Annotated in this window: 18 protein-coding genes; 16 read left to right on the top strand and 2 right to left on the bottom strand. The window is 52.9% G+C overall.

Translation table 11 applies throughout. The features are described 5' to 3' along the window. The 4 genes from GX016_07985 to GX016_07970 all read left to right on the top strand — a co-directional run. On the top strand, positions 1–330 hold a 330-nt coding region (locus GX016_07985), incomplete at its 5' end, for a hypothetical protein (protein HHT71498.1). Positions 331–505: 175 nt separating this feature from the next. Next, positions 506–919, top strand: a complete 414-nt coding sequence (locus GX016_07980) for a DUF3842 family protein (GenBank protein HHT71497.1) — start codon at positions 506–508, stop codon at positions 917–919. A gap of 76 nt (positions 920–995) precedes the next feature. After that, complete coding sequence (locus GX016_07975; protein HHT71496.1) at positions 996–1520, top strand: ECF transporter S component; 525 nt, start codon at positions 996–998, stop codon at positions 1518–1520. Positions 1521–1845: 325 nt separating this feature from the next. Beyond that, a complete protein-coding gene (locus tag GX016_07970) occupies positions 1846–2913 on the top strand; it encodes a Glu/Leu/Phe/Val dehydrogenase (protein HHT71495.1) in 1068 nt (355 codons plus the stop codon). A gap of 60 nt (positions 2914–2973) precedes the next feature. Here GX016_07970 and GX016_07965 read toward each other — a convergent pair whose 3' ends face one another. Beyond that, on the bottom strand, positions 2974–3300 hold the full coding sequence (locus tag GX016_07965) for a DUF2680 domain-containing protein (GenBank protein HHT71494.1): 327 nt from the start codon (positions 3298–3300) through the stop codon (positions 2974–2976). A 181-nt stretch (positions 3301–3481) separates the two neighbouring features. Here GX016_07965 and GX016_07960 point away from each other — a divergent pair, with 181 nt between their 5' ends. After that, positions 3482–4936, top strand: a complete 1455-nt coding sequence (locus GX016_07960; protein ID HHT71493.1) for a M1 family metallopeptidase — start codon at positions 3482–3484, stop codon at positions 4934–4936. Between the two features lie 69 nt (positions 4937–5005). Further along, positions 5006–5437 (top strand): transcriptional repressor, encoded by a 432-nt coding sequence (locus GX016_07955; GenBank protein HHT71492.1) that lies wholly within the window; start codon positions 5006–5008, stop codon positions 5435–5437. 45 nt (positions 5438–5482) lie between these two features. Here GX016_07955 and GX016_07950 read toward each other — a convergent pair whose 3' ends face one another. Continuing rightward, positions 5483–5809, bottom strand: coding sequence for a hypothetical protein (locus GX016_07950; GenBank protein ID HHT71491.1), 327 nt, complete (start codon positions 5807–5809; stop codon positions 5483–5485). A 541-nt stretch (positions 5810–6350) separates the two neighbouring features. Between GX016_07950 and GX016_07945 the strand changes: the two genes are divergently transcribed. The 10 genes from GX016_07945 to GX016_07900 all read left to right on the top strand — a co-directional run. Beyond that, on the top strand, positions 6351–7565 hold the full coding sequence (locus GX016_07945; protein HHT71490.1) for an argininosuccinate synthase: 1215 nt from the start codon (positions 6351–6353) through the stop codon (positions 7563–7565). After that, complete coding sequence (gene argH, locus GX016_07940; protein ID HHT71489.1) at positions 7562–8947, top strand: argininosuccinate lyase; 1386 nt, start codon at positions 7562–7564, stop codon at positions 8945–8947. The genes GX016_07945 and argH overlap by 4 nt, the downstream gene beginning before the upstream one ends. A gap of 144 nt (positions 8948–9091) precedes the next feature. Continuing rightward, positions 9092–10162, top strand: coding sequence for an ABC transporter substrate-binding protein (locus tag GX016_07935; protein HHT71488.1), 1071 nt, complete (start codon positions 9092–9094; stop codon positions 10160–10162). 75 nt (positions 10163–10237) lie between these two features. Beyond that, a complete protein-coding gene (locus GX016_07930) occupies positions 10238–10990 on the top strand; it encodes an ABC transporter permease (protein ID HHT71487.1) in 753 nt (250 codons plus the stop codon). 36 nt (positions 10991–11026) lie between these two features. Next, positions 11027–11824 carry an ABC transporter ATP-binding protein gene (locus GX016_07925; GenBank protein HHT71486.1) on the top strand — a complete coding sequence of 266 codons (798 nt, stop codon included), beginning with the start codon at positions 11027–11029 and terminating at the stop codon, positions 11822–11824. A gap of 122 nt (positions 11825–11946) precedes the next feature. Further along, on the top strand, positions 11947–12750 hold the full coding sequence (locus GX016_07920; protein HHT71485.1) for a TIGR00159 family protein: 804 nt from the start codon (positions 11947–11949) through the stop codon (positions 12748–12750). Further along, positions 12743–13951, top strand: a complete 1209-nt coding sequence (locus tag GX016_07915; GenBank protein ID HHT71484.1) for a hypothetical protein — start codon at positions 12743–12745, stop codon at positions 13949–13951. The genes GX016_07920 and GX016_07915 overlap by 8 nt, the downstream gene beginning before the upstream one ends. A gap of 163 nt (positions 13952–14114) precedes the next feature. After that, positions 14115–15449, top strand: a complete 1335-nt coding sequence (locus GX016_07910) for a phosphoglucosamine mutase (GenBank protein HHT71483.1) — start codon at positions 14115–14117, stop codon at positions 15447–15449. Positions 15450–15621: 172 nt separating this feature from the next. After that, positions 15622–16092 (top strand): BREX-3 system P-loop-containing protein BrxF, encoded by a 471-nt coding sequence (gene brxF / locus GX016_07905; GenBank protein ID HHT71482.1) that lies wholly within the window; start codon positions 15622–15624, stop codon positions 16090–16092. Between the two features lie 19 nt (positions 16093–16111). Then, positions 16112–19674, top strand: a 3563-nt coding sequence (locus GX016_07900) for an ATP-binding protein (protein HHT71481.1), incomplete at its 3' end; no start/stop codon positions are given.

Genomic DNA, 19674 nt, shown 5'->3' with positions numbered 1-19674 from the left:
TTACTTAACAACGCCCTGCGCTACACTCCGGCTGGCGGAACCATTACCGTGGAAACCGCTTGGGCCGGGGCCGAAGTTCTGACGGTAAGTGTCCGTGACACTGGTACCGGTATTGCACCTTCGGATCTACCTTACATCTTTGAGCGGTTTTACAAAAAGGAAAAAGCCCGCACCCGCTCCAGCGCCGGCACCGGTATCGGTTTGGCCATCGTCAAAGGGTTGGTGGAAGCCCACGGCGGCGAGATCAAAGTAACCAGCCAGTTGGGACAGGGCACTGCTTTTACGTTGACATTACCGTTGGCCGGCTCTCAGACCGAGGGCAGCGCTTGATCCGGCCCACCTGTTACTACAACGCCAAGGGGTGGCAACGGAGTAAAGCATGTTTTGTAGCAGCAGTAGTTAGATTCAAGCAGGAATAACGCGGTTCAAGACGAATATGATACAGGAACGGTAAAACCCGAAGGTAAGAAACGCAGCCCGAAGGCTGCTAAGAAGAGGTAAGTTTATGTTAGTTGTGGTGATCGACGGTTTAGGCGGTGGGATCGGCAGCCAGTTGGTAGGACAGATCAAAGACAATCTCCCCTCTGGCAGCGAAGTGCTGGCCTTGGGGACGAATTCGGCTGCCACGCAAGCCATGATCAAAGCCGGTGCCCAGCGGGGGGCCACCGGCGAGAATGCTATTCGAGTCATGGCCGGGCAGGCCGATGTTATCCTGGGCCCGCTGGGGATTATCATCCCTGATGCTATGATGGGTGAGATCACAGTTACCATGGCTGAAGCCATAGTGGCCAGCCCGGCTAGGAAACTACTCTTGCCTGTAGCTCAGCCTCACGTGGAACTGGTGGGCTTGATGCCCCAACCGCTGGGGGCTCTGATTCGAGCCGCAGGCCAGCGGTTAGCCGAAATGAACCAAGAATAAAGAATAAAGCATGGGACCATGAAGGCCCGGACCGGTTTGAAAACCGGCCGGGCTAAACTATTTTAGGAGGGAGACCATGAAATCACGTTCGTTGGTAATAGCGGCCCTGATGGTGGCTTTGGCAGTTACACTGCCTTTGGCGGCTCATCTCACCAAGGTAGGCGGCCCGATTATTTTGCCTATGCATATCCCCATCTTCCTGGCGGGGTTAATGCTGGAACCGGGCTGGGCGGTGGCAGTGGCAGTGGTATCACCGCTCCTTAGCTTTCTTTTGACTGGCATGCCACCCATGTCCCCGCCCATGCTACCGCTGATGGTGGTGGAGCTGTCTGTGTATGCTTTAACTTTGTCTTTGCTGGTCCGGCGTACCCAGTACAGCATTTTGATCACTTTGCCTGCAGCCATGCTGCTGGGGCGGGTCGGGCTCGGGCTCGCAGCAGCAGTTGTCGGCCCCTTATTCAATTTCCATGTTAATCCCTTGATCTATGTGTACGGAGCCGTGTTAAAAGGCCTTCCCGGAATAGCGTTGCAGTTGCTTATTATCCCGGCACTCTGCCGGGTACCGGCGGTGTCGGCCCAATTAGCTTATAAAGGGGAATGACACCCCGGTACCTCTGCAGTATACTGCATGCAACAAAGTGCAGACATTGCAACAGACTTCAGGAAAATTTGAGTTGTCTAGAGCTATCAGACAGCCAACCGACTAATTTCGCCGCTTCCAACCTATGTCTTCCCCCTGAATTGTTGGCATGAATATTGCAATATATTATTGCTGGCAACGAGGAAAAAGAACCCAACGAAAATTCTCACTGGGAAGGAGGATGGAGCGGGGTTCGAACGGGGTGACAGCGGATTTAAGCTCAGAAATTGTCACCGGGATTGTTGCTGTCAATATATGATGATTTTTCACAAGGGAGGCTGACTGAATGCGTGAAGTGTTAAAAAACATGGCTGACTATGATCATGAACAGATTTTGTTTGGGTATGACAAGGTTTCCGGGCTAAAGTGCATCATTGCCATTCATAACACAACTTTGGGGCCGGCTTTGGGCGGACTGAGAATTTGGCCGTACAAGAGTGAAGACGAAGCTTTATTTGATGTGTTGCGTTTGTCTGTGGGTATGACTTACAAGAACGCGGCCATGGGCTTGGACTTTGGCGGAGCCAAAGCCGTTATGATCCATGATCCCAACGCGGAGAAGCCGGAAGAGTTAATGCGTGCTTTTGGTCGGATGGTGAACAGCTTAGCCGGACGTTATTACACGGCCGAAGACGTAGGCAGCACGTTGGATGACTTAGTTTACGTCAACAAAGAGACCCCGTATGTAGCCGGCCTGCCGGGAACTTCAGGCAACCCGTCACCGGTTACCGGGTGGGGCGTATATAATGCCATGAAGGCTACAGCTAAGCGTCTTTGGGACTGCGATGAGCTAAAAGGTAAAAAAGTGGCGGTCCAGGGCTGCGGCAACGTTGGCTTTGCTTTGATGCAGCATCTACTGGAGGAAGGCGCCGAGGTTTATGCCACCGACATGTTCGAAAACAAGGTCGAGCGGGCGAAAAAGGCCGGGGCCATCCCAGTGGAGATGGACAAGATTTATGATCTCGAGGTCGACATCTTTGCTCCTTGCGCCTTAGGTGCTATTTTGAACGATGACACCATTCCCAGATTGAAAGTCAAGGGTGTTTGCGGTTCGGCCAACAACCAGTTGCTGGAGCCGCGCCATGGTAAAGCTCTGGCGGCCCGGGGCATTTTATATTCGCCTGACTTCATCGTCAACGGCGGCGGCGTGATCAACTGTGGTGAAGAGTTTGCTCCCGGCGGCTATAACCGGGAACAGGCTCTAAAGAGAGCAGCCGGTATTTACGATATTCTGCTCAAGATCTTTGGCATTGCCGACGAGAGAAAGATCGAGCCCTACGAAGCAGCCAACATTTACGCCGAAGAGCGGATCCAAAAAGCGTTGGAACAAAAGAGGATGTATTTCGAGAAGTAAGGCTCCCATTACCCATAAACCAGGACCCTGTGAGCTGAAAGCAGTTCACAGGGTCCTTTCTTATTTCTGCCGGCCCCCGCCAAAACGGCCACCGCCGCCAGGGCCCCGTCTCCAGCCGCCGCCAAGACCGCAGCCTGGACACCGGAAACTATTTTCCTTCAGCCAGTTATAGTGCTCGTCAGCCCGCTCCTTGATGGCAGTGCCTTGTTCAGCGGTTATCTGACCCATCTCTACTCTAACATCGGCGATCTTCTTTTTGATGTCAGTTAGCTGTCTGTACAGCGCTTCCAATTCAGCCAGCTGCGGATCGTTATCTTGGGCCAGAGCAGGCAGCGCTGCCAAAGCCAAGATAACTGCCACCAAACCCAGGGCCAGCCATTTTTTCATACTTAGGACCTCCCTTTATGTTGGTGCCTATAGTATAGCCTCGGCATGTGAACAATCTGTGAAGCTTCGGTGAAGAAAAATTGAAACTGCTTTTTCTTTGGGCTGGTGCTGGAGGAATAAGGAACAGGTAGGAGCAATAGGATAAATAAAGCACAAAAGACACGGTAATGGAGGTGAGGTTGTGCCGGCACGACGCAGGCAGTGGCTGGCTATCGGGGCGGCGGCAGTTGCCTTGCTAATAATGGCGGTTTTTATTTACCGCAGCCATGGCGGGCGGCAGGTGGAAGGGCCGGCACTGCCAGCGCCTGCGGTTCCGGACCTGGCCGGTTTTGTGCCGGCGATCTATGACCTGGATGTAAATCTAGATCCCGTATCTGGTACGGTAACCGGTAGCAGCCAGGTGGAGTATACCAACAACCAAGCGGTACCGCTGCCGGAGCTCTACCTTCATTTGTACCCCAATGCCGCGGTGTTCAGTCAGGATGTTAGGCGGCCGGGACGGCTGGAGGTGACGGCGGTAAGTGTGGAAGGACAGGATGTACTTTTTACCGTCGAGGAGACCCTGCTTAAGGTGACGTTGGAATCAGCTTTGCAGTCCCAGGAGCAGATAAACCTAACCCTTAGTTGGGAGCTTACTGTGCCCGATTATCCGGGACGGTTAGGAGAAAATGACGGTATTATTAGCCTGGGCAATTGGTACCCGATCCTGGCTGTGTACGACGCCGCCGGTTGGCATCTGGATCCGTATTATGATTGGGGGGACCCGTTTTATAGCGAAGTGGGACGCTATCGGGTAAGACTGACTTTACCGCCAAGCTACCAAGCGGTAGCCAGCGGCAATCTGCAGGCGCGGCGCCAGCTGCCCCCACAGAAAAAAGAATTGGTCTGGGAGACCTCTTTAGTACGTGACTTTGCCGTGGCTGTGAGCAGTGAGTATGAGTCCCTGGAACAAAAAGTCGGCCCCACTTTGGTGCGATCGGTGTTCCCACAGGGTGAGCAAGCGGGCGGACGGCAGGCCCTTAAATCCGGCTGTGAGGCTTTAAAGTTTTTCAATGACAATTTCGGCTTTTATCCCTACCACCAGCTAACCCTCGCCGCCACCGGTTTTGATCAGGGTGGGATGGAGTATCCCAACATCGTTTTCTTAGCCCGTGAATTCTACGGTCAGGCTGATGCCGAGATTTTAGACTACCTAGTGGTGCATGAAACAGCGCACCAGTGGTGGTATGGCGTCGTGGGTAACAATCAAGTGACCGAAGCCTGGCTAGACGAAGGCCTGACTGAATTTAGCACCGTTTTGTTCTTTGAGAAGGTACGGGGCCGCGGCCAGGAAGAAGCCGCTTCCCTGGCCGGCTTGTACCAAGCCTACCGTCAAACTAACGGTGACGGGAAAATACTGCGTTCCTTAAACGAGTTCCCCAGCGAATTAGCTTATAATGCACTGGTATACGGTAAGGGTTGCCTATTGTTCTTGCAGCTTAGAGAAGAGCTGGGTGAAGAACTGATGCTAACACTGCTGCAGGAATACTACCGCCGCTTTGCTTACAGAAATGCCACCAGCGAGGACTTTATTCGTACCGCCGAGGAAATTAGCGGCCAGAACTTAGGTTCCTTTTTTCAGGACTGGCTGCTGTAAACCAGTTTACTTTTATTGACAGAGTGATATAATAGTAATAGTTATGCATTATTAAGATGGGGTGAAACAATGGAGGAAAACACCCAGAAAAAGACCCCGCGCCGACGCTCCACTCGCCAGCGTCGTGTTATCCTGGACGTATTGCGCAGTACCAAATCTCATCCCACGGCGGATTGGGTCTACGAACAGGTAAGGCAAGAGATCCCTAACATTAGCTTAGGCACGGTCTACCGCAACCTGAAGCTGCTCCGGGATCTGGGCGAGGTAATGGAACTTAGTTTCGGCAGTACTTACAGCCGTTTCGATGGGAATCCGGAGCTGCACTATCATTTTCGCTGTGTAGATTGTGACCGGGTGTTAGATGTGGATATTCCTGCGGTGGAGGAATTGGAGCAAGAAGTCCGCGACCGCCACGGGTGGGAAGTATTTACCCATCGCACCGAATTCTACGGGCGTTGCCGCCAATGCAGCCGGCAGCGAGAACAAACCCCGACCAAGTAACGGCGAAACTAAGATCCCGCAGGTACATCCTGCGGGATCTTAATTTTAGGGCTGGTCGTTGTTTTCTTTCTCCAAGCCGTAGCCATAAGGTGGCCGACCCGGCCTACCGGGCATCGTTCCCATCATCTCCTGGCAATATCGACGTTGAACCGGATCGATCTGACAAATGGCATGCATGAATTCGGCTACATGATGTTTCTCATCGTTCATGGTATGGCAAAACAGCCGGCGCAGCTCGGGATCATCGGTTTCCATGGCGTGGCGCTGGTACTGGTTAATAGCCATCAGCTCACCGATAAGATCTTCGCGCAGCGCAAATAACCGTTCGTCCAGTACACAGGGTTCCTCCCACGGTGGGCGGTTCATACCCATTTCGGTCCCTCCTTCTCAAGGATAAAGAAATGTTATTCCTGCTGCTAAGGTATGCAAACATCAGGCAAAAAGATATTATAAACCAAACCAAGTGCTGCCGGGCCCATCCCCAAAGCGGAGCTTAGCCCTAATTCCAACGAGCGAGGCGAACGAGGGCAAACCGCCCATGAATGTTCCTAACATATGGTGGGCCAGTCGAGCCCCGAAGAGGCGAGTTCAGAGGCGGCCCGAGGGAGCCGAGCCCGGTCGTTCTGGCAGGCACCGCGCAGCGTGAGGATGGGCCGGCAGCGGCAATCATCGAGCCAGCCAGAACCAGAACCAGGCCCACATAGGGACCGCCTGAGCCCGCTTCTTAGGTGGCACGGCAACCATCGTGACAGAAAAGCAGTATCAGAGCATTGCATTTCTATGCAACAAGACTTATAATTATATGTATTGAAGCGCCCAACTGCAGCCCGAAACTAAGACGCGGTGAAGAGGCTGATCGGGACTGTTAACGAGCAACATCAGAATAGCCAACCGAATGTTAAGGAGGAGAACCATGAACAAAATCAAAAAAGTGGTGCTGGCCTATTCCGGCGGCCTGGACACCTCGATTATCATCCCTTGGCTCAAAGAGAATTACGGTTGCGAAGTTGTAGCCATGGCAGCCGATGTGGGACAAGGAGAAGAGCTGGAGCCCCTGGAAGAAAAAGCGATTAAGACCGGTGCCAGTAAGATCTATATCGAAGATCTTAAAGACGATTTTGTCCAGAACTATGTTTTTCCGCTGCTGAAAGCCGGTGCGGTCTACGAAGGCAAGTACCTCCAAGGCACAGCCATCGCCAGGCCGATTATCGCCAAGCGGCTGGTGGAAATAGCTGTGGCCGAAGGGGCCGATGCCATTGCCCACGGTTGTACCGGTAAAGGCAACGACCAGGTCCGGTTTGAGTTCACGGCTAAAGCTCTGGCCCCACAGCTAAAAGTCATTGCTCCCTGGCGGGAATGGGATATTAAGTCCCGGGACGAAGAGATCGATTACGCTCTGGCGCGCGGCATCCCTGTACCGGTGAGCAAAGAAAAACCGTACAGCATGGATCGTAACCTCTGGCATATCAGCTACGAGGGCGGCGTGCTGGAGGACCCGGATTTTGAGCCCCAGGAAGACATGTTTTTGCTTACAGTCTCGCCGGAAAAAGCCCCGGACAAACCCACTTATGTAACCATCGATTTTAAGCAGGGTGAACCGGTGGCTGTGGACGGCGAGAGGATGTCACCGGTGGCCTTGGTGCAAAAGCTCAATGATATTGCCGGAGCCAACGGTGTGGGCCGAGCCGATCTGGTGGAGAATCGCCTGGTGGGCATGAAATCCCGCGGCGTGTATGAAACTCCCGGCGGCACCGTCCTGATGTGTGCTCACCGCGAGCTGGAGTATCTTACCTTGGATCGGGACACCATGCACTACAAAGAACTGATCGCGGCCAAATATGCCGAGTTGGTCTATTACGGCTTGTGGTTTACACGGCTTAGGGAGGCACTGGATGCGTTTGTAAGTGTAACCCAGCAGCCAGTGACAGGCAGCGTTCGGCTTAAACTGTACAAAGGCAATATCATTGTGTCCGGCCGCACTTCTCCCAACAGCTTGTACCGGGAAGATCTGGCCACCTTCGGCGCCGACGATGTGTATGATCAAAAAGATGCTGCCGGGTTCATCAACCTCTACGGCTTGCCGCTGGCAGTCCAGGGCTGGCTGAAAAGCAAGGGATCTCAGGCATGAAGCTGTGGGGCGGACGGTTTCGCCACCAGACAGCGGCTGAGATGGAGGAGTTTAACTCCTCTATCCAGTTCGACCACCGCCTGTGGCAAGAAGATATTGACGGCAGCCTGGCCCATGTGAAGATGCTGGCAGCGGTGGGAGTTCTCTCCGCCGCTGAAGCCGACACCATCGGTCGCGGTCTGGCAGAAATCCGGGCTGAAATTGAGCAGGGCCAATTTGACTTTTCTCCTGAGCTCGAGGATATTCATATGCATATCGAGCACCGTCTGATGGAAAAAATCGGGCCGGTGGGCGGCAAAGTCCACACCGCTCGCAGCCGCAACGATCAGGTAGCTTTAGACACCCATCTGTACGTGCGCCGGCAGGTGGATAAAGTACTGGACTTAATTACTGCCCTGCAACGAGAACTGATCCAGCAAGCGGAGAAGCACCTGGATGTGATTATGCCGGGTTATACCCATCTGCAGCATGCCCAACCGGTGCTGCTGGCTCATCATTTGCTGGCCTATGTTCATATGCTGCAGCGCGATCGCCAGCGCTTTTTAGACTGTCGTGAGCGAGCCGACCTAATGCCGCTGGGAGCAGGGGCCCTGGCCGGAACCGGGTTTCCCATTGATCGGGAGCTAGTGGCTAAGGAGCTGGGGTTCTCGGCCTTGTACGAAAACAGCTTGGATGCTGTGAGCGATCGGGATTATATCCTGGAATTCTTAGCGGCGGCGGCCATTTGTATGGTGCATCTGTCCCGCTTAGCCGAAGAACTTATCTTGTGGTCCAGCCAGGAGTTTGCTTTTGTGGAGCTGGACGAGGCCTACAGCACCGGCTCCAGCATTATGCCCCAGAAGAAAAATCCCGATGTGCCGGAACTGGTCCGGGGCAAAGCCGGCCGGGTAGCCGGGCACCTTCTGGCTTTGCTCATGACAGTGAAAGGCCTGCCGCTGGCATATAACAAAGACCTGCAAGAAGATAAAGAAGCTTTGTTCGATACCGTGGATACGCTAACTGCCTGCCTTAGCATATTTGCTCCCTTAATCGCCACCCTCAAGGTGAACCGGGACCGTATGCGCCAAGCTATAAGCGGTGATTTTTCCACCGCCACAGACCTGGCAGATTACCTGGCCCGGCGCGGCCTGCCGTTTCGAGAGGCCCACGCAGTGGTGGGGCGGCTGGTGCAGCTTTGTCTGGACCAGGGGAAGAGCCTGGAGGACCTCTCCCTTAAAGAGCTCCAGCAGGCCTCAACGCTGTTTGAGCCTGACGCCCTGGCAGCCCTGACTCCGGAAGCGGCGGTGGCAGCCCGAACCTCCTCCGGCGGCACGGCCCTGGAGCAAGTAAAACTCCAATTGGCCCGGGCGAAAGCGTTAGTACAACCAAATCCCAGCGCCTGACGAACCGGATTTTATCTCAACCCCTGCCTTGCGGCAGGGGTTTTTTGAGTCACCAAACAGCCACCGGGTCAATATTATGGGGAAGAGAAGGTGTGCTTTGACCGGCACGCTTTCGGAGAAAAAATCAGGGGAGGGGAATGTTAGGTGAAGGTAAAGGTCTGGTTGTTATTGGTTGCGTTGGTAACGGTGTTGGTGGCTGGGTGCAGTCCCACCCAGGTGCCCCCGGCCCAAGCGCCGGAGCCACCGGCGGCAACCCATGTACTGGAGCCGTTGTCACCTGCCGTTACTGTCACTGTCGGTGCCAAAGAAGTGGTATCCGATTCTGGGCTTCTCATTGGGGTGGCTAAAGGTTACTACCAAGAGCTGGGACTGAACATCGAATCGGTCAACTTCAATACCGGTCAGGAGATGATTAACGCACTGGCAGCAGGACAATTGGATGTCGGTTTTACCGTTACGGCCTCCGGCCTGTTTAACGCTATGTTGCGCGGGATTCCCATCAAGATTGTGGCAGATAAAGGTGTCAACGTGGCTGGCCAGGGTTACTACCGGCTCTGCATCCGCAAAGACTTGGTAGATGAAATTAAAGACTTCGAGGATCTGCGCGGGCGCAAATTAGCTATTGTGGGCACAGCCTCGCTGGACGAGATTGCTCTGGATCGTTGCCTCAATGCCGGCGGCATGACCACTGCCGACGTACAGGTGGAAGTGATCCGAGCCTTCCCGGATATTGTAGCCGCCATGGCCAACGGCAGCATCGACGGCGGCATGGTTATTGAGCCGTTCGTGGCCCAAGGCATGAGTAGCGACATCTTGGATCCGTGGAAAGATCCGTCAGAATACGACCCCCATGCCCAAACAGCGCTTCTCATCTATGGAACGTCCTTCATCAACCGACCTGAGGTGGCCGATCGATTCATGATCGCCTATATCAAAGCGCTGCGGGACTACAACGATGCTTTCTTCAAAGACATAAAAAAAGAAGAGATCATCTCCATCCTGGCCGAGACGTCAGTGGTAAAAGACAAGGCACTGTATGAGCAAATGTTCCCGGTAGGGTTAAATCCCGATGGCTATGTCCGCGCCAAGGGTATCGAGTTAGATCTAAAGTGGTACAAAGAGCGGGAGCTGCTCAAAGGAGATCTCAAACTCGAGGATGTTCTCGATAACCAGTACGTGGATCGGGCCCTCCAAGTGCTAGGAAAATACGAGTAAACAATCAGGGAGGGCTGGGGCTGCAGCCCTCCCTCCTGCCTCTCCCTGACTGTTTGGAGGTGGTGCCAAGTGCGAATGGAAGGAAAGGTCATTTCGTTTTTTTCGCCGCTATTGCTCTTAGTCTTGTGGGAAGTGTTGGCCCGAGCGGGCGTGGTGGATATACGCTTGTTTTCCTGTCCCAGCCGCATTATGGAAACCTTTGTTCCGGTGTTTTTCTCCGGTGAACTTTTGTACCACAGTTGGATCAGCGTTCGCCGCATTTTGCTAGGATTTGCTGCCGGAGCAATACCAGGAGTGCTGCTGGGACTTTCCATGGGCTTGTTCCCGCTGGTGCGGGCTGCTCTGGAGCCCATGGTGGCGGCTACGTTTCCCATCCCTAAGCTGGCTATTATGCCGCTTATTCTGCTGGTGTTCGGGCTAGGGGAAAGTTCTAAAGTGTTTACCATTGCCATCGGTGTTTTTTACTTAGTGCTGATTAACACCATGGCCGGGGTGCTCAGCATCGATCCAATCTATCTGGATGTGGCCAAAAACTACAGTGCCAGTCGCTGGAACTTCTATCGTACTGTGGCCCTGCCCGGCGCGCTGCCGATGATTTTTGCCGGCTTTAAGTTGGGCATGGGCACAGCTCTGCTTCTGATTGTGGCGGCAGAGCTGACAGCAGCCCGGGCCGGCGTGGGCTATTGGATTTGGCGGGCCTACGATATGTTCGACATTGAACGCATGTTTGTGGCCTTGATCATGATGTCTATATTGGGCTATCTACTTTCATATCTATTGGACTATATTGAACAGCGGGTGATACCGTGGAAAGCGCCGCGGCCCTAACAGCAACAAGATGGTACCAGGGAGGAGGCCACAGGGATGACAACCAGCCGTGAAGCTATTTTACTAAGAGGAATTAGCAAGGTGTTTCCCAACCGCCACGGTACCCCGGTGGTGGCCTTAGAAGATATCAATCTTACTGTGAAGGAGGGCGAATTTCTTTGTATCGTGGGGCCCAGCGGCTGCGGTAAGTCCACCTTGCTCCGGATTCTAGCCGGACTGGAGCAACCCACCTCGGGCGAGGCCATTGTGACAATAACAGAGGAGGGCAAACCGGTCAACTCCATGGTATTCCAGGAACAATCTTTGTTTCCTTGGTACACGGTGAAAGAGAACATAGCCTATGGCCTAGCTATGCGGGGAATCCCTCGGCCGGAGCGCGAACAGATCACCGACCATTACCTTAAAATCACCGGCCTCAGCAAATTCGCCCATGCCTATCCCCATCAACTGTCCGGAGGCATGAAACAACGGGCCAGTGTGGCCCGCGCCTTTGCCAATGATCCGGCTATTCTTCTTTTGGATGAACCGTTTGGATCCTTAGATGAACAAACACGGGTTTTGCTGCAGCAGGAACTGCTCAAAATCTGGGAGGGGACTCAAAAGACAGCCATGTTCATCACCCATAGCATTGACGAAGCGTTGGGATTAGGCGATCGGGTGCTGGTGATGACAGCCCGACCGGGCCGAGTAAAGGCTGTTTTAGACATCGATTTACCCCGTCCGCGGAATCTCACCGTGATCCGCTCCCAGCCCCGTTTCCTGGATTTATTTCATACCATCTGGTTCAGCTTGCGGGAAGAGGTACTCAAGGCCAGAACCGAGGAACTTAGCTAATAATTGGTGACAAAAAATGTCGGCGCTACGAAAGGTTTTTCAGCCGTTGTCAGCGAAAGTATAATGAGCATCTTCTTTAGGAAGTAATAGAAAGAGAAACAGTAATTGGTAAGGTGAGGCTAATGCTGACGCAGCTGCACGATTTCGGCGTGTTGGATTTCCTGGATATCATAATCGTGGCTTTTGTGTTTTACCGGGTTATTATATGGATTCGGGGCACGCGCGCTGTGCAGCTAATAAAAGGCCTGGCCGTGCTTCTGCTGGCCTATTTGTTCAGCCGCCGCTTTGAGCTGGCCGCCACCAGCTGGTTACTGGATAAAGTTATGACCATGGGTCTTATTGCCATTCCCCTGATCTTTCAGCCGGAGCTCCGTCGTGGTCTGGAACAATTGGGCCGCGGCCGCTTTTTTGGCGGGGCTAACCGCCTGCTGGACACCGAGGATGTTACCGGTATGATTCGTGAAGTGGTGCGAGCAGTTCAGGTGTTGTCCCGGAGCAAAGTTGGGGCCTTGATTGTACTGGAACGACAGACCGGCCTTAGGGAGGTAGAAGAAACGGGAATTCCACTGGATGCTGTGGTGTCGGCTGAGGTGCTGGTTAATATCTTCGTGCCCAATACACCGCTCCATGACGGGGCCGTCATTATCCGGGGCGACCGGGTCGCGGCCGCCGGTTGTTTCCTTCCCCTGACTGAGAGCGACGTCAGCCAGGAACTGGGGACCAGGCACCGGGCGGCGCTGGGCATCAGCGAGCAATCAGACTGCGTGACGGTGGTGGTGTCAGAAGAGACCGGCATCATTTCCTTAACTCATGAGGGACGGATCAAACGCCACCTGGACGAATCCAGCCTGAACGAACTGTTATCAGGAATTTTTAAGCAGGAAACAGGAGTACCATTCCTGCGCTGGGGGTCTTTACATGGATAGTTGGCTGCAAAAAGATGCTGTTGTCCGTGTGGTGGCGCTCATTCTGGCCTTCGTCATGTGGCTGTTTGTCATCAACGAGAACAATCCACAGGATGCGCGCACGATTTCAGTTCCGCCGGAACTTAGGAACCTCCCAGCCGGGCTGGTATTAGCCGAAGATATCAAGCCCGTGTCGGTCCGGCTGAAGGGCCGCCGAAACGACCTCTACGCTACCGGATCCTCAGAGATCGGTCTGTATGTAGACCTATCCGAGGGGGTGGAAGGTGAAGGAACCTATCCGGTACAGGTTGCAACCCTGCCGGACAACCTCCAGCTAGTCCATGTCAGCCCGCGCGAGGCAGCGGTTAAGCTGGAGGCGATTATACAAAAGCAGCTGCCGGTAGAGCTGGTCACACGCGGCAATCCAGCCCCCAGCTATGCTGCCGGCGAACCGGTGCTCAGTCCGGTACAAGTATTGGTAGAAGGCCCTCGCAGCCGGGTGAACACTGCCAGCCGGGCGGTGGTCAGGCTGGACACAGAAGGAGCCAAGGATAACATTCAGGTAAGTGTTCCCGTTCAGATCTTAGATAGCAAGGGAGCACCGGCGGCAGAAGGACTCAGGATCAAACCGGAAGTGATTGAAGTGGCGCTGCCGGTAGCGCGATTGCCGGCCAAGATTGTATCTGTAAATGCACAGGTCACCGGAGAACCCGCTGCCGGCTACCAAGTAGCACAGGTATTGGTGGATCCGGCCACTGTCATTGTGAGCGGACCGCCGGCCATGCTAGCCGAGGTTACTTCAGTATCTACCTTACCTTTTAGTATTAGCGAAGCCACTTCCACCCAAACCGGCGATGTTCGGATAGCCCTGCCCCGGGATGTGCGGGCCGAAGTGGAGAAGGTACGGGTGACAGTGGTTATCGAGCAGCGCACCGTCCAGCGCACTTTAGATAATATAGAAGTAAAAACACGGGATTTAGCCCCCGATTTAGAGGCGGAGACAGAGCCTAAAACAGTTAAAGTTACCGTATCCGGACTTTCTCAAACCATCAACCGGCTGAGCCAAAGCGACGTGGTGGCTTATGTGAGCGCTCAGGATCTCACCGCCGGCGAACACGAACTGCCGCTACGGTTGGTGCTTCCAGACGGTGTGCGCCAAGTGGGAGTCGAGCCGGCCCAGGTAAAGGTTACCATTAAGGAGTTGGTGGCAGCCGGAGAGTAACAACAACTTTCCGGAGTGTAAACTGTTTTGCATTTCCTTCAGGGCTGCCTACCAAGACAGCCCTGAATTATTTCCGGGGAAATATAGGTTGACAACGCCCGGAAAGAATATGAAGATATAAATTGTGCTTGTATTTATCCTGAATCAAAAAGGAGGACCCACGTTGGGACGCCTATTTGGAACTGATGGGGTGCGCGGCGTAGCCAATCTGGATCTTACGCCGGAACTGGCTTTTGCCCTGGGTAGGGCTGGAGCCTTTGTCCTGACCAATGCCAAGAAAAGACCGCAGCTGGTAGTAGGGCGGGATACACGTCAATCAGGTGATATGTTAGAAGCAGCACTTACAGCGGGAATACTGTCAGTGGGCGGTGATGTCCTCAGCGCCGGAATCATTCCCACCCCGGCTGTTGCTTACCTCACCCGTATTTTAGGCGCCGATGCCGGCGTGATGATTTCGGCTTCTCACAACCCGGTACCGGATAACGGGATCAAGTTTTTTTCGGCCCAGGGGTACAAACTCCCGGACGAAACCGAAGATCAGGTGGAAAGGCTGCTTACCGAACATAACTTGCCTCGGCCCACCGGCGGGGAGGTAGGGAAAAAACGCCAACTGGACCGAGCCGCCGAACTGTACCTTAATCACTTACAGCAAGAGCTGGGAACAGATCTATCGGCTCTTAACATAGTGGTGGATACGGCCCATGGCGCTGTATACCACGTAGCACCCACCATACTTGAGCGTCTCGGAGCCCAGGTGACGGCAATTAACGCTGCTCCCACCGGAACCAACATTAATGTAAACTGCGGTTCCACTTGTCCCCAAACACTTCAACAGGCGGTCACAGAGACAGGGGCCGATATAGGCTTTGCTTTCGACGGCGATGCCGATCGGTTGATCGCCGTAGACGAAAGCGGAGCTCTAGTGGACGGCGACCAGATCATGGCCATCTTGGCCTTGTGGCAGCAAGAAAAAGGGCTTCTTACTGGGAACGGCCTGGTGGCTACTTCCATGAGCAACATGGGCCTGGAAGTAGCGCTGAAGGAGCGCGGTATAGAACTGGTTCGAGCCGCAGTCGGCGATCGTTACGTGCTGGAAGAGCTGCTAAAGCGCGGTTGGAACCTAGGCGGCGAACAGTCCGGCCATATCATCAACCTAGATCATAACACCACCGGCGACGGCCTAAGTACCGCCCTGCAGCTGCTTCAAGTCTTAGCTGAAAAAAGGCAGCCCCTGTCCGAGCTGGCAGCAGTAGTGCAACCTTTCCCTCAGCTCCTAGTTAACGTGCCCGTAGCAACCAAAAGCGGTTGGCAGAAAAACGAACAGATAAAAGCGGCCATCACCGAAGCCGAACAAGCCCTGCACGGCCGCGGCCGCATCCTGGTACGCCCCTCCGGCACCGAACCGGTGATCAGAGTCATGGTGGAGGGAGAAGAAGAAAAGATGCTAAAGAACTTAACCGATAAAATTGCCGTCGTCATAAAGGAACAGCTGGGATAGTAAAAGCGAAATAGAAAAAAGCACCGCTTGGAAAGCACATTGCTTTTTAGGTGGTGCTTTTGCTTTATATGTGTTTAGCACATTGAGAGCAGGAATTGACTGAAATGTGTCGAATTGACTACAATACAATGTCTGATTACCTAGATTCTTTACAAAAAAGAGAGTTGATACTATGGACATAAGAGTACAACAACTCCAACGCCTAGCTCAGTCAACTAAGTCTCGGCATTATCAGTTGGTTTTGGTAGTAGGGACGGCAGGTGCCGGTAAGACCAAGTTGCTGGTGGATTTATGTTGTACCTATGGCTATACCTATGTCAATTTAGGTACAAACTTGAGCGAAAAATTGTTGCCGCTGTCACAACAAGACGTGCCTACCAAAGTGCTACCGACAATAGAAGAGCTTCTTAACAATCCAGGCAAGAAAACCACAGTTCTAGATAATACAGAAATTCTGTTTGAACCGACTTTGCTGCAAGATCCTCTCCGATTGCTCCAGCTTGTTAGCCGCTGGAGAACCGTTGTGGCAGCTTGGAGTGGCCAGTTTGTTGCTGGCCGTTTGATCTATGCCCGGCCTGGACACCCGGAATATCGCAGCTACAGTCAAGTTCAGGCTTTAGTTTATCCTTTAGCAGACCAATAAAAGGAGAGGGGGAGTGCTAATGCGGTACCACCAGGTAATCAATTTCGAGCCTTTAGAGACTGTCATCCAGCTGCTTGAAGCTGATGAAAAAGATCGAGCAGCTGATTTAGTGCGAAGTTTTGTTATCTCCCACCGCATGAGCGAAAACCTAACCGAGCTGGTGTTTCCCCAGCTTCAGTATCACCAGCCCAGGGATAACAAAGGGCTTTTTATCGTCGGTAATTACGGTACCGGTAAATCACATTTGTTATCGTTTATCTCGGCTGTGGCTCAACACGCCGACCTAGTAGCGGATATCCATGATGAACAAGTAGCCCAAGCTGCCAGCAGCATTGCGGGCAAGTTTAAGGTACTACGCACGGAAATCGGAGCCGTAACCAAACCATTGCGCGATATAGTTCTAGATGAGCTGGAGGCTTATCTGGATAGCCTCGGGATCAAATACCGCTTTCCCAGTGCGGCTGAAGTTAGCAACAACAAAGAACTGCTAGTGGAAATGATGGCTGCCTTTAACCAGGCCTATCCCCAGCATGGATTGCTGGTGGTGGCCGATGAGCTGTTGGATTATCTTCGCGGTCGCAAGGAGCAAGAGCTAGTCTTAGATCTAGGCTTCCTCCGTGAAGTTGGGGAGGTGTGTGGGCTTACCCGATTTCGGTTTGTAGCCGGTATCCAAGAATCACTGTTTGACAATCCCCGTTTTCAGTTTGTAGCCAGCAGTATCCGGCGGGTAAAAGACCGCTTCGAACAGGTACGTATTGTACGTCAGGATATAGCTTTTGTAGTGGCAAATCGTTTATTAAGAAAAAATGCCAAGCAGCGGGCCTTGATTCGCGAACATTTGCAGCCATTTATAAAGTTATATCAACACATGAGCGAGCGGCTGGAGGATTTCGTGGCCCTCTTTCCCATTCACCCTGCCTATCTGGAGATTTTTGAGCAGTTGTACGTGGTAGAGCAACGCCAGGCGTTGAAGGCTATCAGTACCAGGGTGCGTAAACTGCTGGACCAAGAAATTTCTGCGTCTGAACCGGGTATTATTTCTTTTGATTCCTATTGGGACGATATTAAAGAAGAAGCAGCCTTGCGGTCTGATCCAGCTGTGCGTGAAGTGCTAGATAAAAGCCAGGTGCTGGAAAATAGAATTAAACAGGCGATGCCCCGTCGGGAGTATTTACCCCTGGCCTTGCGCATAATTGCCGCCTTGTGCATTCATCGTTTGACCACAGACGACATTAACGTCCCCTTAGGGATGACAGCAAACGAAATGCGCGATAGTCTGTGCCTATACATGCTCTTACCCGAAGAAGACGCCGATTTTCTACAGACTACCATTGAATCGGTACTCAGAGAAATCCAAAACACCGTCAGCGGCCAGTTCCTTTCCTTCAATTCCCAGAACGGGCAATACTACCTGGATGTCAAAAAGGACGTGGATTACGACAAAGAGATCGAACTTAGGGCAGATACGCTGGACGACGATACCCTGAACCGTTATTACTACAAAGTCCTGGCGCGGGTTATGGAGTGTTCGGAAACTACTTATGTTTCCGGCGCCCGCATTTGGCAATACGAACTTGAGTGGCCGGAACGAAAAGTCTCCCGGGTAGGCTATCTGTTTTTCGGTGCGCCTAACGAACGTTCCACGGCCCAACCGCCGCGGGATTTCTATCTCTATTTCCTGCAGCCTTTCTCTCCTCCCACGTACGAAGACGAGAAGAAAGCCGACGAAGTGTTTTATTTTCTTACTCACCGAGACGATACCTTTGATCAAGCTTTGCGGTTGTTTTCCGGGGCACAGGCCCTGGCTCAAGATGCTGCCAAAGGTACAAAACAAATCTATAACACGAAAGCGGAAGAGCAGTTCAAAATCTTGTCCACGTGGCTCCGAGACAATCTGCAAACAGCCTTCACTGTGGTCTACCGTGGTGTGGGCACAAGCATGGCCAAATGCCTCACGAAAGTGGCCACTAGGGCTAACTTCCGAGATCAAGTAAACCACGTAAGCGCCAATCTTTTGAGCGCCCATTTTGCCGAACAGACGCCTCAGTATCCCACTTTCTCTATTTCAATCACCACGGCCAACAGGCAGCAGGCTGCCAAAGAAGCCTTGCGTTGGATTGCAGGTACAATCAAGACCGATCAGGGTACGGCCGTGCTCGTTGCGTTAGAACTCCTTGATGATAACAAACTGCGGCCTCACAATTCACGCTACGCTAAGTATTTCCTACAAAGGCTAAAGGGAAAAGGACCCGGCCAGGTGCTTACAAGAAAAGAAATTATCGAATTATACTACCAAGAGTTGGAGTACGAGCGGCATTTTCGCCTGGAACCGGAGTGGGTAGTGGTGATTATCGCTAGCCTCATCTACACCGGCGATGTTGTACTCGGCATCAAGGGCTGCAAGATCGACGCCGCGAACATAGAAGAGCTAATTGAACGACCCCTGGCAGAGTTAACAGACTTCAGACATATTGAACCCACAAAAGAATTTCCCCTGGCCCCCTGGCAGGCCATTTTCGAGCTACTAGATATACCGCCGGGGTTAATAGTGAACCAAGCCACGCGAGAAGAGGGGATCAAGAAGCTACAAGAACAGCTGGCGCAAGATATAGACGAACTGGTGCTAACTCAACAAAAACTGAATCAGGGCCTGACTGTATGGGAAGTAAGCCTGCTTAGCGAACAGAAAGCTAGCCAATTGGTTCAGGCTTTGTCCGATCTTAAGGAATTCTTAGAAACACTAACTGCTTTTAACACCGTAGGCAAACTTAAGAACCTAACCTACAACCTGGATCATGTTCGTACTCAGCAGGCTAGTCTGGACCGCCGGCAATTGGCCAAACAGCTCCTAACACTGCAGGCGGATCTGGCACCGCTAGCTGCCTATTTAGATACAGCTGTTGCAGTGCTGCCCCAAGACCATTCTTGGCACCAACAGGCGGCTACGGTGCACAGCCAAATTGAGGCTCGGTTGGCAGAGGCCGACTTTGGCGGTGCCAATTTACGCCGGGAACTAATACAAGCACTCAGCCAGCTAAAAGACAGTTACCAGAAAGAATACTTTACCCAACATCGGCGCGCCCGGCTGGGTCCCACGGCTGATCAGAAGAAAGTGGCCTATAGTAACGACCAGCGCCTTAAAGCACTAACCCGGTTGGCCACTATCCATGATCTTTTTCCTCATTTGGAATTAACGACTCTTACTTCTCGCTTAAGCGGTCTAAAGTCGTGCTTTGAGCTGGACCCGAAGCAGTTGGCTGACAAACCTATTTGTCCCTTCTGCAGTTTTAGACCGGCTGAAGAACAGCCAAAGGTACCGGCAGAGGCGGAACTGGACCAACTAGAACAAGAGCTAGATGATCTTTATAATAAATGGTCGAAGATGCTGGTAACCAGCCTAGAAGACCCCACGGCCCAAGAGAACATCTATCTCTTATCAGCAGCCGAGCAGGAGTTATTGGACCAAGTGATCAAGGAGCGGCAGTTGCCTTATGAGATTAACAGCGGTTTTATCAGGGTAGTACAAGAAGTGCTGTCAGGGATGGAACGAGTTGTGGTGCGGGCACCGGAGTTAAAACAAGC

The organism is Bacillota bacterium (assembly GCA_012837285.1).
In the GTDB taxonomy this organism is placed as follows: Bacteria; Bacillota; DTU030; order DUMP01; family DUMP01; genus DUNI01.
This window is presented reverse-complemented; position numbering and strand designations above follow the sequence as displayed.

Bases quoted from the DNA above. Each gene is read 5' to 3' on its own strand.
- GX016_07965 (HHT71494.1), bottom strand. From the start codon at position 3,300: ATGAAAAAATGGCTGGCCCTGGGTTTGGTGGCAGTTATCTTGGCTTTG.
- GX016_07975 (HHT71496.1), top strand. From the start codon at position 996: ATGAAATCACGTTCGTTGGTAATAGCGGCCCTGATGGTGGCTTTGGCA.
- GX016_07925 (HHT71486.1), top strand. From the start codon at position 11,027: ATGACAACCAGCCGTGAAGCTATTTTACTAAGAGGAATTAGCAAGGTG.
- GX016_07920 (HHT71485.1), top strand. From the start codon at position 11,947: ATGCTGACGCAGCTGCACGATTTCGGCGTGTTGGATTTCCTGGATATC.
- GX016_07945 (HHT71490.1), top strand. From the start codon at position 6,351: ATGAACAAAATCAAAAAAGTGGTGCTGGCCTATTCCGGCGGCCTGGAC.
- argH (HHT71489.1), top strand. From the start codon at position 7,562: ATGAAGCTGTGGGGCGGACGGTTTCGCCACCAGACAGCGGCTGAGATG.
- GX016_07955 (HHT71492.1), top strand. From the start codon at position 5,006: ATGGAGGAAAACACCCAGAAAAAGACCCCGCGCCGACGCTCCACTCGC.
- brxF (HHT71482.1), top strand. From the start codon at position 15,622: ATGGACATAAGAGTACAACAACTCCAACGCCTAGCTCAGTCAACTAAG.
- GX016_07950 (HHT71491.1), bottom strand. From the start codon at position 5,809: ATGGGTATGAACCGCCCACCGTGGGAGGAACCCTGTGTACTGGACGAA.
- GX016_07980 (HHT71497.1), top strand. From the start codon at position 506: ATGTTAGTTGTGGTGATCGACGGTTTAGGCGGTGGGATCGGCAGCCAG.
- GX016_07970 (HHT71495.1), top strand. From the start codon at position 1,846: ATGCGTGAAGTGTTAAAAAACATGGCTGACTATGATCATGAACAGATT.
- GX016_07915 (HHT71484.1), top strand. From the start codon at position 12,743: ATGGATAGTTGGCTGCAAAAAGATGCTGTTGTCCGTGTGGTGGCGCTC.
- GX016_07930 (HHT71487.1), top strand. From the start codon at position 10,238: ATGGAAGGAAAGGTCATTTCGTTTTTTTCGCCGCTATTGCTCTTAGTC.